Origin of the sequence: Streptomyces sp. JH34, from assembly GCF_029428875.1 — a bacterium.
In the GTDB taxonomy this organism is placed as follows: Bacteria; Actinomycetota; Actinomycetes; order Streptomycetales; family Streptomycetaceae; genus Streptomyces.
Genome location: NZ_JAJSOO010000001.1, coordinates 3,141,547 through 3,157,236 on the forward strand (window position 1 = coordinate 3,141,547; position 15,690 = coordinate 3,157,236).

General features: G+C 70.8%; 17 protein-coding genes. 7 read left to right on the top strand and 10 right to left on the bottom strand.

Translation table 11 applies throughout. The features are described 5' to 3' along the window. Positions 1-335: 335 nt before the first annotated feature. Positions 336-1,121 (bottom strand): SDR family oxidoreductase, encoded by a 786-nt coding sequence (locus LWJ43_RS13755; protein ID WP_277332543.1) that lies wholly within the window; start codon positions 1,119-1,121, stop codon positions 336-338. 102 nt (positions 1,122-1,223) lie between these two features. Between LWJ43_RS13755 and LWJ43_RS13760 the strand changes: the two genes are divergently transcribed. Further along, the gene (locus tag LWJ43_RS13760) at positions 1,224-1,847 is read left to right on the top strand and encodes a TetR/AcrR family transcriptional regulator (RefSeq protein ID WP_277332544.1); all 624 of its coding nucleotides are present in this window, start codon (positions 1,224-1,226) and stop codon (positions 1,845-1,847) included. Between the two features lie 13 nt (positions 1,848-1,860). Here LWJ43_RS13760 and pdxH read toward each other — a convergent pair whose 3' ends face one another. Beyond that, positions 1,861-2,493: a pyridoxamine 5'-phosphate oxidase gene (pdxH, locus tag LWJ43_RS13765; protein ID WP_277335884.1), complete on the bottom strand. Its 633-nt coding sequence runs from the start codon at positions 2,491-2,493 to the stop codon at positions 1,861-1,863. Between the two features lie 259 nt (positions 2,494-2,752). Here pdxH and LWJ43_RS13770 point away from each other — a divergent pair, with 259 nt between their 5' ends. The 3 genes from LWJ43_RS13770 (at position 2,753) to LWJ43_RS33065 (ending at position 4,596) form a co-directional block, all read left to right on the top strand. Beyond that, positions 2,753-3,862 carry a citrate synthase 2 gene (locus tag LWJ43_RS13770; RefSeq protein ID WP_014154735.1) on the top strand — a complete coding sequence of 370 codons (1,110 nt, stop codon included), beginning with the start codon at positions 2,753-2,755 and terminating at the stop codon, positions 3,860-3,862. A gap of 177 nt (positions 3,863-4,039) precedes the next feature. Continuing rightward, positions 4,040-4,420, top strand: coding sequence for a transposase (locus LWJ43_RS13775; RefSeq protein WP_277332545.1), 381 nt, complete (start codon positions 4,040-4,042; stop codon positions 4,418-4,420). Continuing rightward, positions 4,324-4,596, top strand: coding sequence for a transposase (locus tag LWJ43_RS33065; protein ID WP_462100882.1), 273 nt, complete (start codon positions 4,324-4,326; stop codon positions 4,594-4,596). The genes LWJ43_RS13775 and LWJ43_RS33065 overlap by 97 nt, the downstream gene beginning before the upstream one ends. A gap of 175 nt (positions 4,597-4,771) precedes the next feature. On the opposite strand, the gene LWJ43_RS13780 is transcribed toward LWJ43_RS33065, so the two are convergent. From LWJ43_RS13780 to LWJ43_RS13790, 3 genes are all read right to left on the bottom strand, one after another. After that, positions 4,772-5,443, bottom strand: a complete 672-nt coding sequence (locus LWJ43_RS13780) for a DUF6461 domain-containing protein (protein ID WP_277332546.1) — start codon at positions 5,441-5,443, stop codon at positions 4,772-4,774. A 540-nt stretch (positions 5,444-5,983) separates the two neighbouring features. Continuing rightward, positions 5,984-6,151, bottom strand: a complete 168-nt coding sequence (locus LWJ43_RS13785) for a hypothetical protein (protein WP_277332547.1) — start codon at positions 6,149-6,151, stop codon at positions 5,984-5,986. A gap of 172 nt (positions 6,152-6,323) precedes the next feature. After that, positions 6,324-6,638, bottom strand: coding sequence for a hypothetical protein (locus LWJ43_RS13790; protein WP_277332548.1), 315 nt, complete (start codon positions 6,636-6,638; stop codon positions 6,324-6,326). Positions 6,639-7,060: 422 nt separating this feature from the next. Between LWJ43_RS13790 and LWJ43_RS13795 the strand changes: the two genes are divergently transcribed. The 3 genes from LWJ43_RS13795 to LWJ43_RS13805 all read left to right on the top strand — a co-directional run bounded on the left by LWJ43_RS13795 (position 7,061) and on the right by LWJ43_RS13805 (position 9,467). Further along, a complete protein-coding gene (locus LWJ43_RS13795; protein ID WP_277332549.1) occupies positions 7,061-7,885 on the top strand; it encodes a helix-turn-helix domain-containing protein in 825 nt (274 codons plus the stop codon). Next, positions 7,872-8,102, top strand: a complete 231-nt coding sequence (locus tag LWJ43_RS13800) for a DUF397 domain-containing protein (protein ID WP_277332550.1) — start codon at positions 7,872-7,874, stop codon at positions 8,100-8,102. Before LWJ43_RS13795 ends, LWJ43_RS13800 begins: the two co-directional genes overlap by 14 nt. Before the next feature lie 426 nt (positions 8,103-8,528). Beyond that, a complete protein-coding gene (locus LWJ43_RS13805; RefSeq protein ID WP_277332551.1) occupies positions 8,529-9,467 on the top strand; it encodes a MarR family transcriptional regulator in 939 nt (312 codons plus the stop codon). A gap of 27 nt (positions 9,468-9,494) precedes the next feature. On the opposite strand, the gene LWJ43_RS13810 is transcribed toward LWJ43_RS13805, so the two are convergent. The 5 genes from LWJ43_RS13810 to LWJ43_RS13830 all read right to left on the bottom strand — a co-directional run bounded on the left by LWJ43_RS13810 (position 9,495) and on the right by LWJ43_RS13830 (position 15,686). Beyond that, positions 9,495-10,073 (bottom strand): TetR/AcrR family transcriptional regulator, encoded by a 579-nt coding sequence (locus tag LWJ43_RS13810; protein ID WP_277332552.1) that lies wholly within the window; start codon positions 10,071-10,073, stop codon positions 9,495-9,497. After that, the gene (locus LWJ43_RS13815) at positions 10,061-10,801 is read right to left on the bottom strand and encodes an enoyl-CoA hydratase family protein (RefSeq protein ID WP_277332553.1); all 741 of its coding nucleotides are present in this window, start codon (positions 10,799-10,801) and stop codon (positions 10,061-10,063) included. Before LWJ43_RS13815 ends, LWJ43_RS13810 begins: the two co-directional genes overlap by 13 nt. Next, entirely contained in the window at positions 10,798-12,375 is a 1,578-nt protein-coding gene (locus LWJ43_RS13820; protein WP_277332554.1) for a 4-coumarate--CoA ligase family protein, read from the bottom strand. The genes LWJ43_RS13815 and LWJ43_RS13820 overlap by 4 nt, the downstream gene beginning before the upstream one ends. A 93-nt stretch (positions 12,376-12,468) precedes the next feature. After that, positions 12,469-13,635, bottom strand: a complete 1,167-nt coding sequence (locus LWJ43_RS13825; RefSeq protein WP_277332555.1) for an acyl-CoA dehydrogenase family protein — start codon at positions 13,633-13,635, stop codon at positions 12,469-12,471. Then, positions 13,632-15,686 carry an acetyl/propionyl/methylcrotonyl-CoA carboxylase subunit alpha gene (locus LWJ43_RS13830; RefSeq protein ID WP_277332556.1) on the bottom strand — a complete coding sequence of 685 codons (2,055 nt, stop codon included), beginning with the start codon at positions 15,684-15,686 and terminating at the stop codon, positions 13,632-13,634. The genes LWJ43_RS13825 and LWJ43_RS13830 overlap by 4 nt, the downstream gene beginning before the upstream one ends. Positions 15,687-15,690: the final 4 nt, after the last annotated feature.

Below are 15,690 nucleotides of genomic sequence, written 5' to 3' on the forward strand. Positions count from 1 at the left end.
CCGCACGTCAGACCATTGAACTCGAACGTGAGCCACCACACAGCCACTTCCCGGAAATCCGGTGTCCACCCGGGGCGCCGTTAATTCGCTTGTGCGGCCGCGCGGGTGTTCCTAGGCTGTGGGCACACGCTGAAAGGAGGTGATCCGAAAAGTGCAGTCTTATCGGATTCGTGAGGTGGCTGCGGGCTGACAGCCCGTCGTCGCACACCGTGCACCTCGGCAGGCTGCCTGCCGAAACCCAAGCAGTCACCGACCCGCAGGCTCGCCGGTAAGTCCGGCCGGCTCCTCCGCGAGGAGGAACCAGAGCCTGCGGGTTCCTGCGTTCTCCGGGCAGCTCAGTACTGCTCGGACTGGCCGCCGTCGATCGGGACGACGGTGGCGTTGATGAAGCCGGACTCCTCGGAGAGCAGGAACGCGACCAGGTTGCCGACCTCCTCGGGCCTGCCGAACCGCTTCATCGGGTTGACGCTGACGAAGGCCTCGCCGGCCTTCTCCCAGTTGTCCGCGTCGATCTGCTTGAGCGAGGCCTCGACCATCGGGGTCATGATGGCGCCGGGGGCGATCGCCTTGACCGAGACGCCGAACTGTCCGTACTCCACGCCGGAGTTGCGGGTGAGACCGACGACGCCGTGCTTGGCCGCCGCGTAGCCGGACTGGTTGCCCACTCCCCGTATGCCGCCGACGGAGGCCGTGTTCACGACGGAGCCGGAGCCCTGGCCCTTCATGACCGGGAGCACGTACTTCAGGCCGAGGAACACGCCGCGGAGGTTGATCGAGACGACGCGGTCGAACTCGTCGGAGCCGAAGTCCTGGGTGAGGTTCTGCTTGCCCTCGATGCCGGCGTTGTTGAAGAAGCCGTCGATGCGTCCGTAGGCCTCGACCGTGGCGGAGACGTACCGCCGCGTGTCCTCCTCGGAGCTGACGTCGGCGGTGATCCGCAGGACCTCGGCGCCGGGGGCGGTCTTCTCCACCTCGGCCGCCGTGGCGGCGAGACCCTGCTCGCTGACGTCGACGAGCGCCAGCCTGGCGCCTTCGGCCGCGACCCGCACGGCCGCCGAGCGGCCGAGACCCGAGCCGCCGCCGGTGATGAGGACGACCTTGCCGCTGAACCGGTCTTCCATGACTGAACCTCCACGCTGAGATGTACCGGATGGCATTAGCCTAGACAGTACGTACAGTCTAAATATTCCGCTGTGCCCGTATCGTGCGGCTCAGGAGGTTCCATGGACGACGAACGCCCCGCCGCCCCACGCCCTCGTCGCGGCCCGCACCGCGACCCGGAAGCCCATGAGGCGGTCCTGACGGCCACGCGGGAGCTGGTGGCCGAGCTCGGCTACAAGGGCGTGACGATGGAGCGCATCGCGTCACGGGCCGGGGTGGCCCGGATGACGGTCTACCGCTGGTGGCCGAACAAGGCGGCCGTGATCACCGAGGCGGTCGCCGACCGGCTCGCCCCCGGGCCGGCCCCCGACACGGGTGACGTGCGCGAGGACGCGCTGCTCTGGCTGCGGAACCTGGTGCGGACCCTGACGCTCCTGGGCGACCCCAGTGTCGTGACGGGCGCGCTGACCGAGCGCGGGGAGGCCGGGCGGACGGATCTGCGGGACCTCCTGCGCGCCCACGCCGAGCGGGCCGCGCTGCTGCTGCGCAACGGCGTGGCCCGGGGCGGGCTGCCGGAGGGGCTGCCCCTGGACACGATCGTGGACAGCTGGACCGGTTACGTCGTGTACCGGACGGTGTTCCTGGGCCAGGAGATCACCGAGGCCGATCTCCTCGGCCTCGTACGGCTGCTGCCGGGGCGGCCCGGCGAGGGGCCTCCCGGGGCGTCGGGCGCCGGGACGGGCTGAGGCCCCCGGGGCATCAGGGGCAGAGGCGCTCCACGTGCCAGCCCGCCTCCGGACTCTCCCGCACGTACCGCAGCCGGTCGTGCAGCCGGTTCTCGTGCCCCTGCCAGAACTCGATCGCGTCCGGCACGACGCGGAAGCCGCCCCACTGCGGGGGCGCCGGGACCTTCTCGCCCTCGGGGTACCGGGCCGCGAGCTCCTCGTAGCGGTCGACCAGCTCCTGCCGGGAGCCGACCACCGCCGACTGGTCGCTCGCCCAGGCGCCCAGCTGGGAGCCGTGCGGGCGGGTGCGGAAGTACGCCACCGTCTCCTCGCGTCCGACGCGGACGGCGGTACCTGTGACGATGACCTGGCGGGCGAGCGGGTGCCAGGGGAAGAGCAGCGAGGCGTACGGGTTCGCCGTCAGTTCCCGGCCCTTCCGGGAGCCGTAGTTGGTGAAGAAGACGAAGCCGCGCGCGTCGTAGTGCTTCAGCAGCACCGTCCGGGAGGACGGCCTGCCCCGCGAGTCGGCCGTGGAGACCACCATCGCGTTCGGCTCGTGCAGCGCGCCGCCCCCGGCGACCTGGCGGAACCAGTCGGCGAACTGGTCCATGGGGTCCGCGGCTAGATCCTTCTCGGTGAAGTCCTCGGAGCGGTACTGCTCGCGCATCACGGCCGGATCGGTGGTGCAATCGGATGACGGGACGCGAGAGGAGGCGGAAGCGGAGGACGAAGTGGCATCTGCTGTGGGCACGGGGCCATCCTGCCGCAGCGGACCGGTTCCGCCGAGAGGGAGGGCCGCGATCGCCGGCCCGCGCGCCACTCGGGCTGTGCCGGACGTCACCCTTCCCCGCGTCGTGGTAACCCGCCAGTATCGTGTGCGGGCCTTTGTGGCCTGCACACAGCAGCCGAGTCGAGGGAGCCGCCCGATGTCCGACTTCGTACCCGGACTTGAAGGAGTCGTCGCGTTCGAGACGGAGATCGCCGAACCCGACAAGGAAGGCGGCTCGCTCCGTTACCGCGGCGTCGACATCGAGGACCTCGTCGGCCATGTGTCGTTCGGCAACGTCTGGGGCCTGCTGGTGGACGGGGCGTTCAACCCCGGCCTGCCGCCCGCCGAGCCCTTCCCGATCCCCGTGCACTCAGGTGACATCCGGGTCGACGTGCAGTCGGCGCTCGCCATGCTGGCCCCGGTGTGGGGCCTGAAACCCCTGCTCGACATCGACGAGGAGACCGCGCGCAACGACCTGGCGCGGGCGGCCGTGATGGCCCTGTCGTACGTCGCCCAGTCGGCCCGCGGCCAGGGCCGCCCGATGGTCCCGCAGAGCGAGATCGACAAGGCGGAGTCCGTCGTGGAGCGGTTCATGATCCGCTGGCGCGGCGAGCCGGACCCCAAGCACGTCAAGGCTGTCGACGCCTACTGGACGTCGGCCGCCGAGCACGGCATGAACGCCTCGACCTTCACCGCCCGTGTCATCGCGTCGACCGGCGCGGACGTGTCGGCGGCGCTGTCCGGGGCGGTGGGCGCCATGTCGGGCCCCCTCCACGGGGGTGCCCCGTCCCGGGTCCTCGGCATGATCGAGGAGATCGAGCGGACGGGCGACGCGACGGCGTACGTGAAGCAGGCCCTGGACAAGGGTGAGCGCCTGATGGGCTTCGGCCACCGCGTCTACCGCGCCGAGGACCCCCGCGCCCGCGTCCTGCGGCGCACGGCCCGTGAGCTGGCCGCCCCGCGCTTCGAGGTGGCGGAGGCCCTGGAGAAGGCGGCCCTGGAGGAGCTCCACGCCCGCCGGCCGGACCGTGTCCTGGCGACGAACGTGGAGTTCTGGGCGGCGATCGTCCTGGACTTCGCCGAGGTCCCGGCCCACATGTTCACGTCGATGTTCAGCTGCGCCCGCACCGCGGGATGGTCGGCGCACATCCTGGAGCAGAAGCGGACGGGCCGCCTGGTGCGCCCCTCGGCGACGTACGTCGGCCCGGGCACGCGCGACCCGCGCTCGATCCCGGGCTACGACCAGCTGGCGGACCTGGGCAACTGACGGGCGGGGCGAGGCGGTACGGGACGTACCGCCTCGCCCTGCGCTCGGCCGGGACCGCACCGTGCCGTGCCGCCCCTGCCTAGAGCTCGTAACACGATCTTGTTGGGATTCCCTGGCCGGGCGTGACCGATGTGACGATTCGGCCGTTCGTGAGGTGTGGGTAGTCGACCGTGGATCGTGGACGATGAGTTGTGGGCGTTGATCGAGCCGTTGCTGCCGCCGTGGCCGGAGCGGTCGCCGGGGCCGCGGCCGGTGTCGGACCGACTCTGTCTGCAGGGCATCCTGTTCGTCCTCTACAACGACATAGCCTGGCAACTTCTGCCGTTGGAACTGGGGTTCGGCTCGGGACAGACGTGCTGGTGCCGGCTGGACCGGTGGCAGAAGGCAGGAGTCTTCGACCAGCTGCACAGAGTCCTGCTCGCTGAGCTGAACGCGGCGGGCGAGCTCGACTGGTCGCGGGCGTGTGTGGATGGTTCCCACTTCCGCGCGAAAAAGGGGGATCCGACACCGGTCCGTCGCCGCTCGACCGGCGGAAGACGGGCAGCAAACACCATCTGATCTGCGTCGGCCGCGGCACCCCGCTCAAGGTCATCACCACCGCGGCCAACGTCAACGACGTCACCCAGACCCTCGCCTTGGTCGACGGCATCCCACCCCCGGCCGGCCCCGCCGGCGACCCGACGCCCTGCTCGGCGACACGGGCTACGACTTCGTCTCACTCGCCTGCGGCTTGATCTGTTGGAGACGCCTCAAGAAGGCCAGATTTGATCGCGTCACGAACATTCGGGCTGATACGCGTTGGCCTTGCCCTCAGATCGGTCGCCGTGTCGCTGGTCTTCTCCGGTCGCCACCCGTCACGTTGGCCAAGCGCTGGTCGCGGCCCAGGGCAGCGAAGGGCGATTCTGCCGTTCAGGACAGTCCACTTGAAGGCCCGAAATCCAGGACGGTCCCAGGCGGGACCGGACCCTCACCCGCGTAACCCGCGTAGGTATTGCCCAGCCGTGCCGCTGGTGCGTCGTCGTCGGCGAGCGTCAGGCTGGGCCAAGGCCCGGCGAGGGCTGCATCGTCCAGAGTAATGCCGAGGTGATCGAGTACGAGCGCCACCACCGGCGCCATCCCGGCGCCCTCACCCTTGTGTGCGGCGAGTGCCTCTTCCACTCGATCCCACCAGGGGCCGAGCGGTTCGGACCGGCTGTGTTCCATGCCGGGCTCGAAGTACTCGACACACTCGCCGTCGCGCCAGTACTGGAAGACGTCGATTCCCTCGGTAGTCGCCACGCTGTACGTCTCAGTTCCCCGAGACAACTCCGCGAGCGATTCTTCCCCAAAGCCGATGCCGCCGTCCTCCTCGACGCAGAAGGCCCACCCACCGATGCTGCCGGCCCGCAGCAGCGAGACCATCCCGTCACCCGATTCACCCGAGGGTAGATCTGAGGCTGCCTCGCAGCCGAGCAGCTGCGCCTGGTCCGGATCGGCCCCGTAGCGGGCGAACACTTCCTCGGGGACGAGACCGCGAGTGAAAGTAGCGCACATCCAGGCCCTCGCCCAGTCCAGCGAACCCGCTTCCGCGTCTGTGTCCATAATCTGCCTCCGTGATTGACACCGGGCATCGCTTATCAGGGGCGAGCCTTCCAGGCTCTCCGCAGTGTGCCAAGCACGGCGAGGAGCCCGGACCATAATGCCTGGTTCATCCGACGGGATAGGTACCGGGCAGGATGTCCCGGGGGCTTGCCCGGTGAACTGGATGCAAGAAGGGGGCGCGAGCATCAGCTGCCTGTCACGCTCGACCAGGACGCCTCAACAAGATCTTGTTACGAGCTCCTAGGGCTGAGCCTGCCGGGTGCGCTTGACGGTGAAGTACAGACCCAGCCAGCGGGCTCCGCTTTCACGTTCGCCCGTTCTTACCTCTCTGAATGAAAAAGCATCCCACCACAGAAATGCACCCGACAATTCCCAGAAGCGCCCACCCTCCACTGTTCCCGTAAGCAATCAGGAAAATGGAAAAGGCGACTCCCAGGACTATGAACACGGCGGCGATCTGCACGTATCGCTTAACGGCAGCCCGCTGTTCCATCGTCCATCCGACGTGCGGCTCCGACATGCTGACCACCTTGTCTCCTTTTAGCCACCGGTGACCGGTAGGGCTGGGGCACGGAATCGCTGGTAGTGGTACGGGGAGAACACCGCGAGGGCTGCAGCCGTGTTGACCTTCGCGCCGGTCTCGTCGACCATCGCGACCACAGAACCGAGTGCGTCGGTCAGGTGGTAGTTCTTCCCCCCACGGGTCATGGAGTTCAGGGTGCCCCCGGGCTCACGGTTGAAGCCGTGTCCACTCCGGCGGTTGGGTCATCCGCGAGCAGTCCGGCCACTTCTCGCCCCGTCCTGGCGGGGCCGGCAACCGCCCGCGTCCAGTCGACGCCCACCACCAGGCCATGCCCGTGTCCGTGGGGTTGACGGGGTATCACTCGCCGACGGACGCAAGCTCGTCAGAGGTGCCGTCCAGCCGTCGCCCCCGGCTCTCGGCCACACGCCGTACGTCCCCCAGCGATTCGGCCAGGCGGCACGCGAGGTAGTGCACCTGGGGGCCGGTGGCCCGTCGGTCGCCCAGCAGGTCCGCCGCGTGGCCGAGCAGATCCCCGGCCATGGATAGCTGCGCACTCTCGACCCGGTCCGCCATCCGCGACACCGTGCCCGCGCCGTCCCCGAGGAGATAGCAGGGCTCGCCGCCCGCCGTCGTCCACGGGAGCAGCCGCGCTTCTCCGGACTCCGCCCTCACGCCGCCGCCTCCCACCCACGCGGGATGTCCACGAGCGCACGCCGCCGCCTCAGCTCCGCGATCCTGCGGGCTTCCCGCTCCCTTTCGTGCGCCACGTAGTAGGGGCGCACCAGTGGGCTGTCCTCGCCACGCGGCGGACGTTTGCCGGTGCAGTGTCTCGTGATCCCGTCGGGGCGAGTGCACGCGCTCGGGGGATGCCCTGCTCCCGACGCCGGCCGTCTCGCCAGCAGCTCGAAGATCCGGGCGATGCGGTCCCTCATGGCTTCCTGCTTCCTGCTTCCTGCGGATTTCGTGGCCACGCCACACGAAGGAGCGAACGACTGCGCTCCGTGCTCAACTCTTCACAGAATGAGGTCGTCGCTCGGTACGCTGCCAGGGGTTCACGCCTGACAGCGCGCCTGTCATCCTGGGGAGTTGGTCGCATGACGTCGCATCACAGGCCACGCACGGCACGGGTGAAGTACGGCGAGGAGCTGCGGCTCAGGCGCACGGCGGCGGGGCTGACCCAGGAGGCGTTGAGCGAGCAGATCGTGTGCTCGCCGACCCTCATCAGCCACTTCGAGGCGGGCCGTCGGCTGCCCAACCCGGATGACGCCCAGCGGATCGACCGGGCGCTGAGCACGGACGGGTTCTTCGCCCGGTGGCTGGAGGATCTGGACACGAAGTTCGTCGACCACTTCGCGGCGGTGGCCGAGCTGGAACGGCATGCGACGGAGATTCGGCAGTTCGCCCCAGCCCTCGTCCCCGGGCTCCTCCAGACCGAGGGTTACGCCCGCGCACTGTTCTCCGCCTACCGGCCGAACCACCAATCTGCGGAGCTTGACAGAGACGTCGTCATCCGAACAGAGCGTGCCCAAGTGCTTGACGGGCCGATCAAGCCAGTCGTCTGGACGATCCTCGACGAAGCCGTGCTCCGCCGCCAGGTAGGAGGACCTCAGGTCATGGCAGAGCAGCTCGACAAGATCGCGGATATGGCCGCCTCCGGGCGCCTCCGTCTGCACGTACTGCCATTCGGAGCCGGTGCGTACGCGCTCCAGGAGGGGCTGCTCACTCTCATGAGCTTTCGGGACTCCGCACCCGTGGCATACGTCGAGGGCTTCCTCTCGGGGAGCCTTCTCGACGATCCCTCACTGGTGAGTACCAGTCAGACCGCCTACGCTCTTGCGCTGAGTGACGCGATGTCGCGGCGCGAATCATTGACCGCCGTCCGGGCGGCAGCGGAGGAACACAGAGATGGCCAGCACTGAGCACTGCGTATCCGACTCGTCCACGCTCGCTCGGTGGTACAAGTCCAGCTACAGCGGCGGCAGCCAGGGCGAATGCCTTGAGGTGGCCCGCGGCTACGACGTCGTCCCCGTACGGGACAGCAAGGTCTCCCACGGACCGGCCGTGATCGCGTCCACGGCGAGCTGGTCGGCCTTCGTCACAGCCGTCAGGAACGGCTCACTCGACCTCGACGCCTGACCGGTCCTCCCCACGGGCCACCAGGCGCGGCCCGAAGCTCGGATCTCGCGTCGCGAGCCCCGAGATCGGCACGTTCACTCCTCCGGGTGTACGTGGAGGAGGGTGCGCCCGAAGCTTGAGCTTCGGGATCCGGGTGCCGGGACCCGGGCGCCGGGATTCGAGCTCCTTCTTTCAACCGGTAGGGAAAAGAAGGGTTTTGGGAAACCTCCCCCACCTCCCCTCCCCGTCACGGCCAGCAAGTATGACTAATCGTGATCGGCTTGCGGCGAAGCGTCACGACTGCTTACGGTGCGACCAAACGAACGACCCCGACACGGTGTTAGAGCACCGGCCGGGGTCTCACCCCACGATCGAAAAGGCGATCCCGTGGCTACCCAGCACATTAGTCCTGCCCTCAGCACCCCCGCACTCTCCCGCCCGTACCCGATGGCGAATCCCGGTTACGGCAAGCGGTCCATGCCGGACCAGTCCCCCGCGTGCGCCGACGACTTCACGCTCCTGCCGCCGCGCGAGCGCTGCATCGCCGGGTTTATCGACCACCTTCCCGACGGCGCCTCGATGGACGTGAAGAGCCTCGCCAAGCAGCTGCCGCTCTACGGCCAGCAGGCGGTCGGCTCGGCCCTGCGGACCCTGTCCGTGGCGGGCTATCTGCGTCGCGTGCGCTGCCTGGTCGGTGAGGGCGAACAGGTCCGCTGGGTCTTCCGGACGTTCTGGTCCCGTACCGCGCGCGACAACGAGTGGTGGGGTGCCCGCCTCGCCCCGGAGCAGCGAGAGGCGGCCCCGTCCTCCGTACAGCAGCCGCCCTCCTGGGTACCGAAGGCGGAACCGGCCCCCGTGGCCGAACCGCCCGCAGCGCCGGTCGTGCCGCAGCAGCGGGGCCCGGAGCCCGCCCCGGCCGCGGACCCCGTCCCCTCGCCCGCCTATCTGGCCCTGGCGCAGCTCGGCCGTACCGAACCACGCCTGGCCCTGTCCGCGGCCGACTGCGCGGTGCTGGAGGCACCGGCCGCCGAGTGGCTGGCCCGGGGCGTGAGCACCGACTACCTGACGCACGCCCTCACCTCAGGGCTGCCCGCCCAGGTCGGTTCGCCCGTCGGGCTGGTCCGCCGCCGTCTCGCCGACAAGATCCCGCCGTACGTTCCGCAGGCCACCACGCCGCACACGCCAGGAGGCGGCGTCCGGCGCGCGATGATGGAGTGCGTCAAGTGCGGCGCTGCCGGTCGCCCGGAGGCCCTGCCCGACGGGCTCTGCCGCCCCTGCGGCCGGCCCGAAGCGGCGGAGCCCGAGGGCCGTCCCGCCGGAGGACTCGCCGAGTCCGAGGTCCGCGCCCTCGCGGGCCACGTGAGGGAGCTGCTCAGGTCCCGCTGAGTGCGGGTGCCCGTCCCCCACCACGCGTCAGCCCAGCGCCTCGTCCAGCAGGGCCGCCCACTGCGCGACCACCCTTTCCCGCCGTGCCCTGTCGTCCGTGAGGACGTTGGCGAGGCCCAGGCCGCGAGCCATGTCGAGGATGCCCTGGACCGTCTCGCGGACGCCGGGGCGGGTTTCGTCGGCGCGGAGGAGTTCGACGGCGATCCGGTGGGTCTCCCGGCCGACGCGGGCCTCCAGTTCGGTGACGCGGGGCCTCAGCTGGGCTTCGTTCGAGGCGGCGACCCAGAGCTGGAGGGCGGCGCGGAAGAGCGGGCCGGTGTAGAGGTCGACCAGGGCGGCGATCACCGCCGCGCGGCCCTGGACGGGCAGGGCGCGCAGGGCGGCGGAGCGTTCCTCGGCGACGTACTCGACGGCGCCGGTGAACAGGTCCTCGCGGGTCGGGAAGTGGTGCTGGGCGGCGCCCCGTGAGACCCCCGCGTGTTCGGCGACGACGGTGACCGTGGAGCCCGCCCAGCCGTGTTCGGCGAGGCAGGCCACCGCGGACGCCAGGAGCCGTTGCCGGGTGGCGCGGCTCCTGTCCTGCTTCGGGGGCGTCACAGCACCCATGCGGGATCCCGTCGTTCCAGGAAGGCCGTCATCCCCTCCCGTGCGTCGTCGGAGGCGAAGAGCGCTGCCGAACGGGCGATGAGGTCTTCTGCGTACTGGTCGAAACTCCTCAGCACACTAGCCGTGACCAGCTCCTTCGACGCCGCCAGCCCCTGGGGCGACGCCCTGCGGAGTCCGTCGAGTACCGGTACGAGCGCCTTGTCCACGTCCTCGGGCCCGGCGGCCAGGGTGATGAGGCCGATGCGGGCGGCCTCCGCCGCGTCGAAGCGTTCCCCGGTGAGGTAGTAGCGGGCGGCTGCGCGCGGGTCGAGGCGGGGCAGCAGGGGCAGGGAGATGACTGCGGGGGCTAGGCCCAGCCGGGACTCGGTGAGGGCGAAGGTGGCGTCGGGTCCCGCCACCGAGACGTCGCACGCGCCGAGGAGCCCGAGGCCGCCGGCCCGGACGTGGCCGGTGACGCGGGCGACGACGGGCTTGGGCAGGGCGACGATCGCCCGCATCAGCCCGACGAAGGCCGCCGGTTCGGGTGGTGCGGTCAGGTCGGCGCCCGCGCAGAACGTGTTGCCGGTGTGGGTGAGCACGACCGCACGCACCACGTCGTCGCCCGCGCACCCGGCCAGCGCCTCGGTCAGCTCACCGACCAGCGTCGCGGAGAGCGCGTTGCGGTTGGCCGGGGAGTCGAGGGTGAGGGTGGTGATGCCCCGGTCGTGGGACGGGGGTGCAAGGGTCATCGCTGCTTCTCCCGGTCGCGCAGCTCGCGCCGCAGGATCTTGCCGGACACCGCGCGGGGCACGGCCTCGATGAACTCGGCCCGTCTGATCTTCTTGTACGGCGAGACGCGCTCGGCGACGTGTGTCAGGACGTCCTCCTCGGTGAGGTCCCCCGCTCCGGGGCTGCGGACCACGAAGGCCTTCGGGACCTCGTTGCCGTCGGCGTCGTAGACCCCGATGACGGCGGCGTCGGCGATCTCGGGGTGGGTGAGGAGGATCGCCTCCAGATCGGCTGGGGCGACCTGGTAGCCCTTGTACTTGATGAGTTCCTTGACCCGGTCGACGACGTACAGCCAGCCGTCCGCGTCGACCCGTCCCACGTCCCCGGTGTGCAGCCAGCCGTCGACGTCGATCATGGCGTCGGTCGCGTCGGGGCGGCCCAGGTAGCCCTTCATCACCTGGGGGCCGCGGATGAGGATCTCGCCGTCGGTTCCGGAGTCCACGTCGATGCCGGGATCGGTGAGCGAGACGATCCGCATCTCGGTGCCGGGCAGCAGCTTCCCGACGGCGCCCGGCGGCGGGTTCTCCGCGTCGAGGGGAACCACATGGGTGCCGGGCGAGAGTTCCGTCATGCCGTAGGCCTGCCGTACGGCGGGGACACCGAGGCGGGTGGAGCATGCGGCGGCGAGGTCGGCGTCCAGGGGCGCCGCGGCGCTGACGATGTACTCCAGCGACGAGAGGTCGTAGTCGCCGACGATCGGGTGCTTGGCGAGGGCCAGGACGATGGGCGGGGCGACGTACAGGCCGGTGATGCGGTGGGTCTGGATCGTCTCCAGGAACTGGGCGAGGTCGAAACGGGGCAGGACGACGACCGTGGCGCCGTAGCGCAGCGGCCCGTTCATGAGGGCGGTCAGCCCGTAGATGTGGAAGAACGGCAGCACGGCCAGGATGCGGTCGCGCTCGCCGAGTGGGACGAAGGGCCGCAGTTGCTCCAGGTTGGTGGCGATGGAGCGGTGCGTGAGCATGACGCCCTTGGGGGTGCCGGTGGTCCCGGAGGAGTACGGGAGTACGGCGATGTCCTCGGCCGGGTCGAAGGCGATGTCGGGCTCGGGCGCGGTGGATCCCAGCATGTCGAGTACGGAGGTGTGGCCCTCGGCCTGGTCGCAGACGTAGATCTCCTCGACACCGCCCGCGAGTTCGGCGGCGCGGCGGGCGACGTCGAGGAGCGGGGACACGGTGACGATCCAGCGGGTGGCGGAGTCCCCGAGCTGTTTGGCGAACTCCTCGGCGGTGGCGAGCGGGTGGATGGTGGTGACGGTGGCGCCGGCCCGGGTCGCCCCGTAGAAGACGGCCGGGTAGGCGATCGTGTTGGGGCTGTGCAGGGCGAGCACGTCGCCCTTGCGCAGTCCGGCCTCGGCGAGGTGAGCGGCGATACGCCGGTGGAAGGTGTCGAGCTGGCCGTAGGTGACGGTCATCCCGTTGGTGCCGTCGATCAGCGCGGGTGTGTCACCGAAGTCCGCGGCGTTCCCGAGGACCGCTTCGTGGATGGGTGTTTCGAGGGGCTGGACGTCTGCGTACTCGCTGTGGAACACCATGGCGGTCCCCTTCGACGCGGGTGGAGAGCCAGAATCGCCCCTGCGGGGGCGGATGGGGAGACCTGGGACGCGGCCGGACGCGTGAGGGCGGCGTCAGTACGACTTCGGCAGGCCCAGGGTCTGGTGGGAGACGTAGTTCAGGATCATTTCCCGGCTGACGGGTGCGATACGGGAGACACGCGCGGCCGTGACCAGCGAGGCGAGCCCGTACTCGCGGGTGAGGCCGTTGCCGCCGAGGGTGTGGACGGCCTGGTCGACGGCCCTGACGCAGGCCTCGGCCGCGGCGTACTTCGCCATGTTGGCGGCCTCGCCCGCGCCGATGTCGTCGCCGTCGTCGTAGAGCCTCGCTGCCTTCTGCATCATCAGCCGTGCGAGCTCCAGCTCGATGTGCGCCTGGGCGAGCGGATGGGCGATGGCCTGGTGGGAGCCGATGGGCGCGCCCTTCCAGACGGTGCGGGTCCTCGCGTAGTCCACCGCCTTCTCGACGGCGTAGCGGCCCATGCCGATGGAGAAGGCGGCGCCCATGATGCGTTCCGGGTTCAGTCCGGCGAAGAGCTGGAGCAGCCCCGTGTCCGCCTCCTCGCCGACGAGCGCCCCGGCGGGCAGCCTGACGTCGTCGAGGACCAGCTCGAACTGCTTCTCGGCGGCGTGCAGTTCCATGTCGATCTGGGTGCGGGTGAAGCCGGGGGTGTCGCGGGGGACGATGAAGAGGCAGGGCTTGAGGCTGCCGGACCCGGCGTCCTCGGTGCGGCCGACGATCAGGGTGGCGTCGGAGATGTCGACGCCGGATATGAAGACCTTGCGGCCGGTGAGGATCCAGTCCTCGCCGTCGCGGCGGGCCGTCGTCGTGATGCGGTGGGAGTTCGACCCGGCGTCGGGCTCGGTGATGCCGAACGACATGCTCAGGGAGCCGTCGGAGAGGCCGGGGAGCCAGGCCCGTTTCTGCTCCTCGGTGCCGTAGCGGGCGATGACGGTGCCGCAGATCGCCGGGGAGACGACCATCATGAGGAGGGGGCTGCCCGCGGCGCCGAGCTCCTCCAGGACGATGGAGAGTTCGGCCATGCCGCCGCCCCCGCCGCCGTACTCCTCGGGGAGGTTGACGCCGAGGTAGCCGAGCTTGCCCGCCTCCTCCCACAGCTCGCGGGGGTGCTCGCCGTCGCGGAACAGGTCAGTGGTGTAGCCGCGGCCGAAGCGCTTGCCGAGGGCGGCGACGGCGGAGCGGAGTGCCTTGTGCTCTTCGGTTTCGAGGACGGTGCTCATGGGGTCGTCTCCTCCTGGTGCGCGGGTGCGTGCACGGGGGCGTTCGCGGGGTCAGGCGCGGGGTCAGGCGCGGGGGCGTTCGCGGATACGGGCGCTGGGGCGTCCGCGGGTGCGTCCTGTACGACGGCGAGCAGTGCGCCGACCTCTACCTGGAGTCCGGGGGCGGCGTGGAGCGCGGTGAGGGTGCCGGAGGCGGGGGCGAGGATGCGGTGCTCCATCTTCATCGCCTCCAGCCAGATCAGCGGCTGCCCGGCCTCGACGGCCGTGCCCGGTGCGAGCCCCTCGGCGAGGCGGACGACGGTGCCGGGCATGGGGGCGAGCAGGGAGCCGGGTTCGGTGCGTTCGGCGGGGTCGGTGAAGCGGGGCAGCACGGTGAAGGCGTACGAGCCGGACGAGGTGTCCACATGGGTCCGGTCACCGTGGATGGTGACGGTGAAGTGCCGTGTGACACCGCCGGTCTCGAGGGAGACCGAGCCGGGGCGTACGGCGACGACCCGCTCGCCGGTCTCCGGGGCCGGGATGCGGTCCCGGCCGGTGCGGTAGGCGATCTCGTACTCGGTGCCGTCGGGATCGCTGCGGTAGCTCCGGGTCTGCGGCTGCGAGGTGAGGTTGCGCCAGGCCCCGAAGCGGGCCGGGCCCGTGGTGCTCCCCGCCGGGGAGGGCCCGGCCGCGGCGAGTGCGGCGGCGGTGGCGGCGAGGCGGCGGGCGGAGTCCGCGCCGGGTGCGGCGGTCGCCGTCAGTGCGGTCAGGTGCCGGTCGTAGAAGCCGGTGTCGAGGCGTGCCGCGACGAAGTCCTGGTGGCGCAGCGAGCGCACGAGGAGGTCCCGGTTGGTGATCGGGCCGTGGATGCGGGCGCGTTCCAGGGCGCGGGCGAGGAGGCGTACGGCCTCGGTGCGGGTGGGGGCGTGGGCGATGACCTTGGCGATCATCGGGTCGTAGTGCACGCCGATCGTGTCTCCGCCCGCGTATCCGGTGTCGAGGCGCAGTCCGGGCGCCTCCGGCACGTCGAGCGAGAGCAGTGCTCCGGTCTGCGGCTGCCAGTCACGGGCCGGGTCCTCGGCGTACAGCCGTGCCTCGACGGCGTGGCCGCGCGGTTCGGGCGGGGCGGTCGCGGGGAGCGGTCCGCCTTCCGCGACTTGCAGTTGCAGGGCGACGAGGTCGAGTCCGAACACGGCTTCCGTGACGGGGTGTTCGACCTGGAGCCGGGTGTTCATCTCCAGGAAGAAGGGCCGCCCCTCGGCCGACACGAGGAACTCGACGGTGCCCGCGCCCCGGTAGCCGACGGCCTGCGCGGCGGCCACGGCCGCGTCGTGCAGGTGCCGGCGCAGTCCGTCGTCGAGGCCGGGCGCGGGGGCCTCCTCGACGACCTTCTGGTGGCGGCGCTGGAGGGAGCAGTCGCGGGTGCCGAGCGCCCACACCGTGCCCTGTCCGTCGGCCATGACCTGGACCTCGACGTGCCGGCCCCGTTCGACGTACGGCTCGGCGAAGACCTCACCGTCCCCGAAGGCACCGGCGGCCTCGGCGGAGGCGGCGGTCAGCTCGCCGGGGAGCGAGGCGAGGTCCCGCACGATCCGCATCCCGCGCCCTCCGCCGCCCGCCGCCGCCTTGAGCAGCAGCGGCAGGTCGGCGGTGGTGGCGCTCCCCGGGTCGACCGGGGCGAGCAGGGGAACACCGGCGGCGGCCATCAGCTCCTTGGCGCGGGTCTTGGACGCCATCAGCTCGATGGCCTTGACCGGCGGCCCCACCCAGAGGAGGCCGGCGTCCTGCACGGCCCGGGCGAACCCGGCGTTCTCCGAGAGGAAGCCGTACCCCGGGTGCACGGCGTCGGCCCCCGCGGCGAGCGCGGCGGCGACGACGAGGTCGCCGCGCAGGTAGGTGTCGGAGGGTGCGGCGCCCGGCAGGCGTACGGCGGTGTCGGCCTCCCGTACGTGCAGGGCTCCGGCGTCCGCGTCCGAGTACACCGCGACGGTGGCGATGCCCAGTTCCCGGCAGGTGCGGAAGATCCGGCAGGCGATCTCGCCCCGGTTGGCGACCAGCAGTGTGGTGATCATCCGA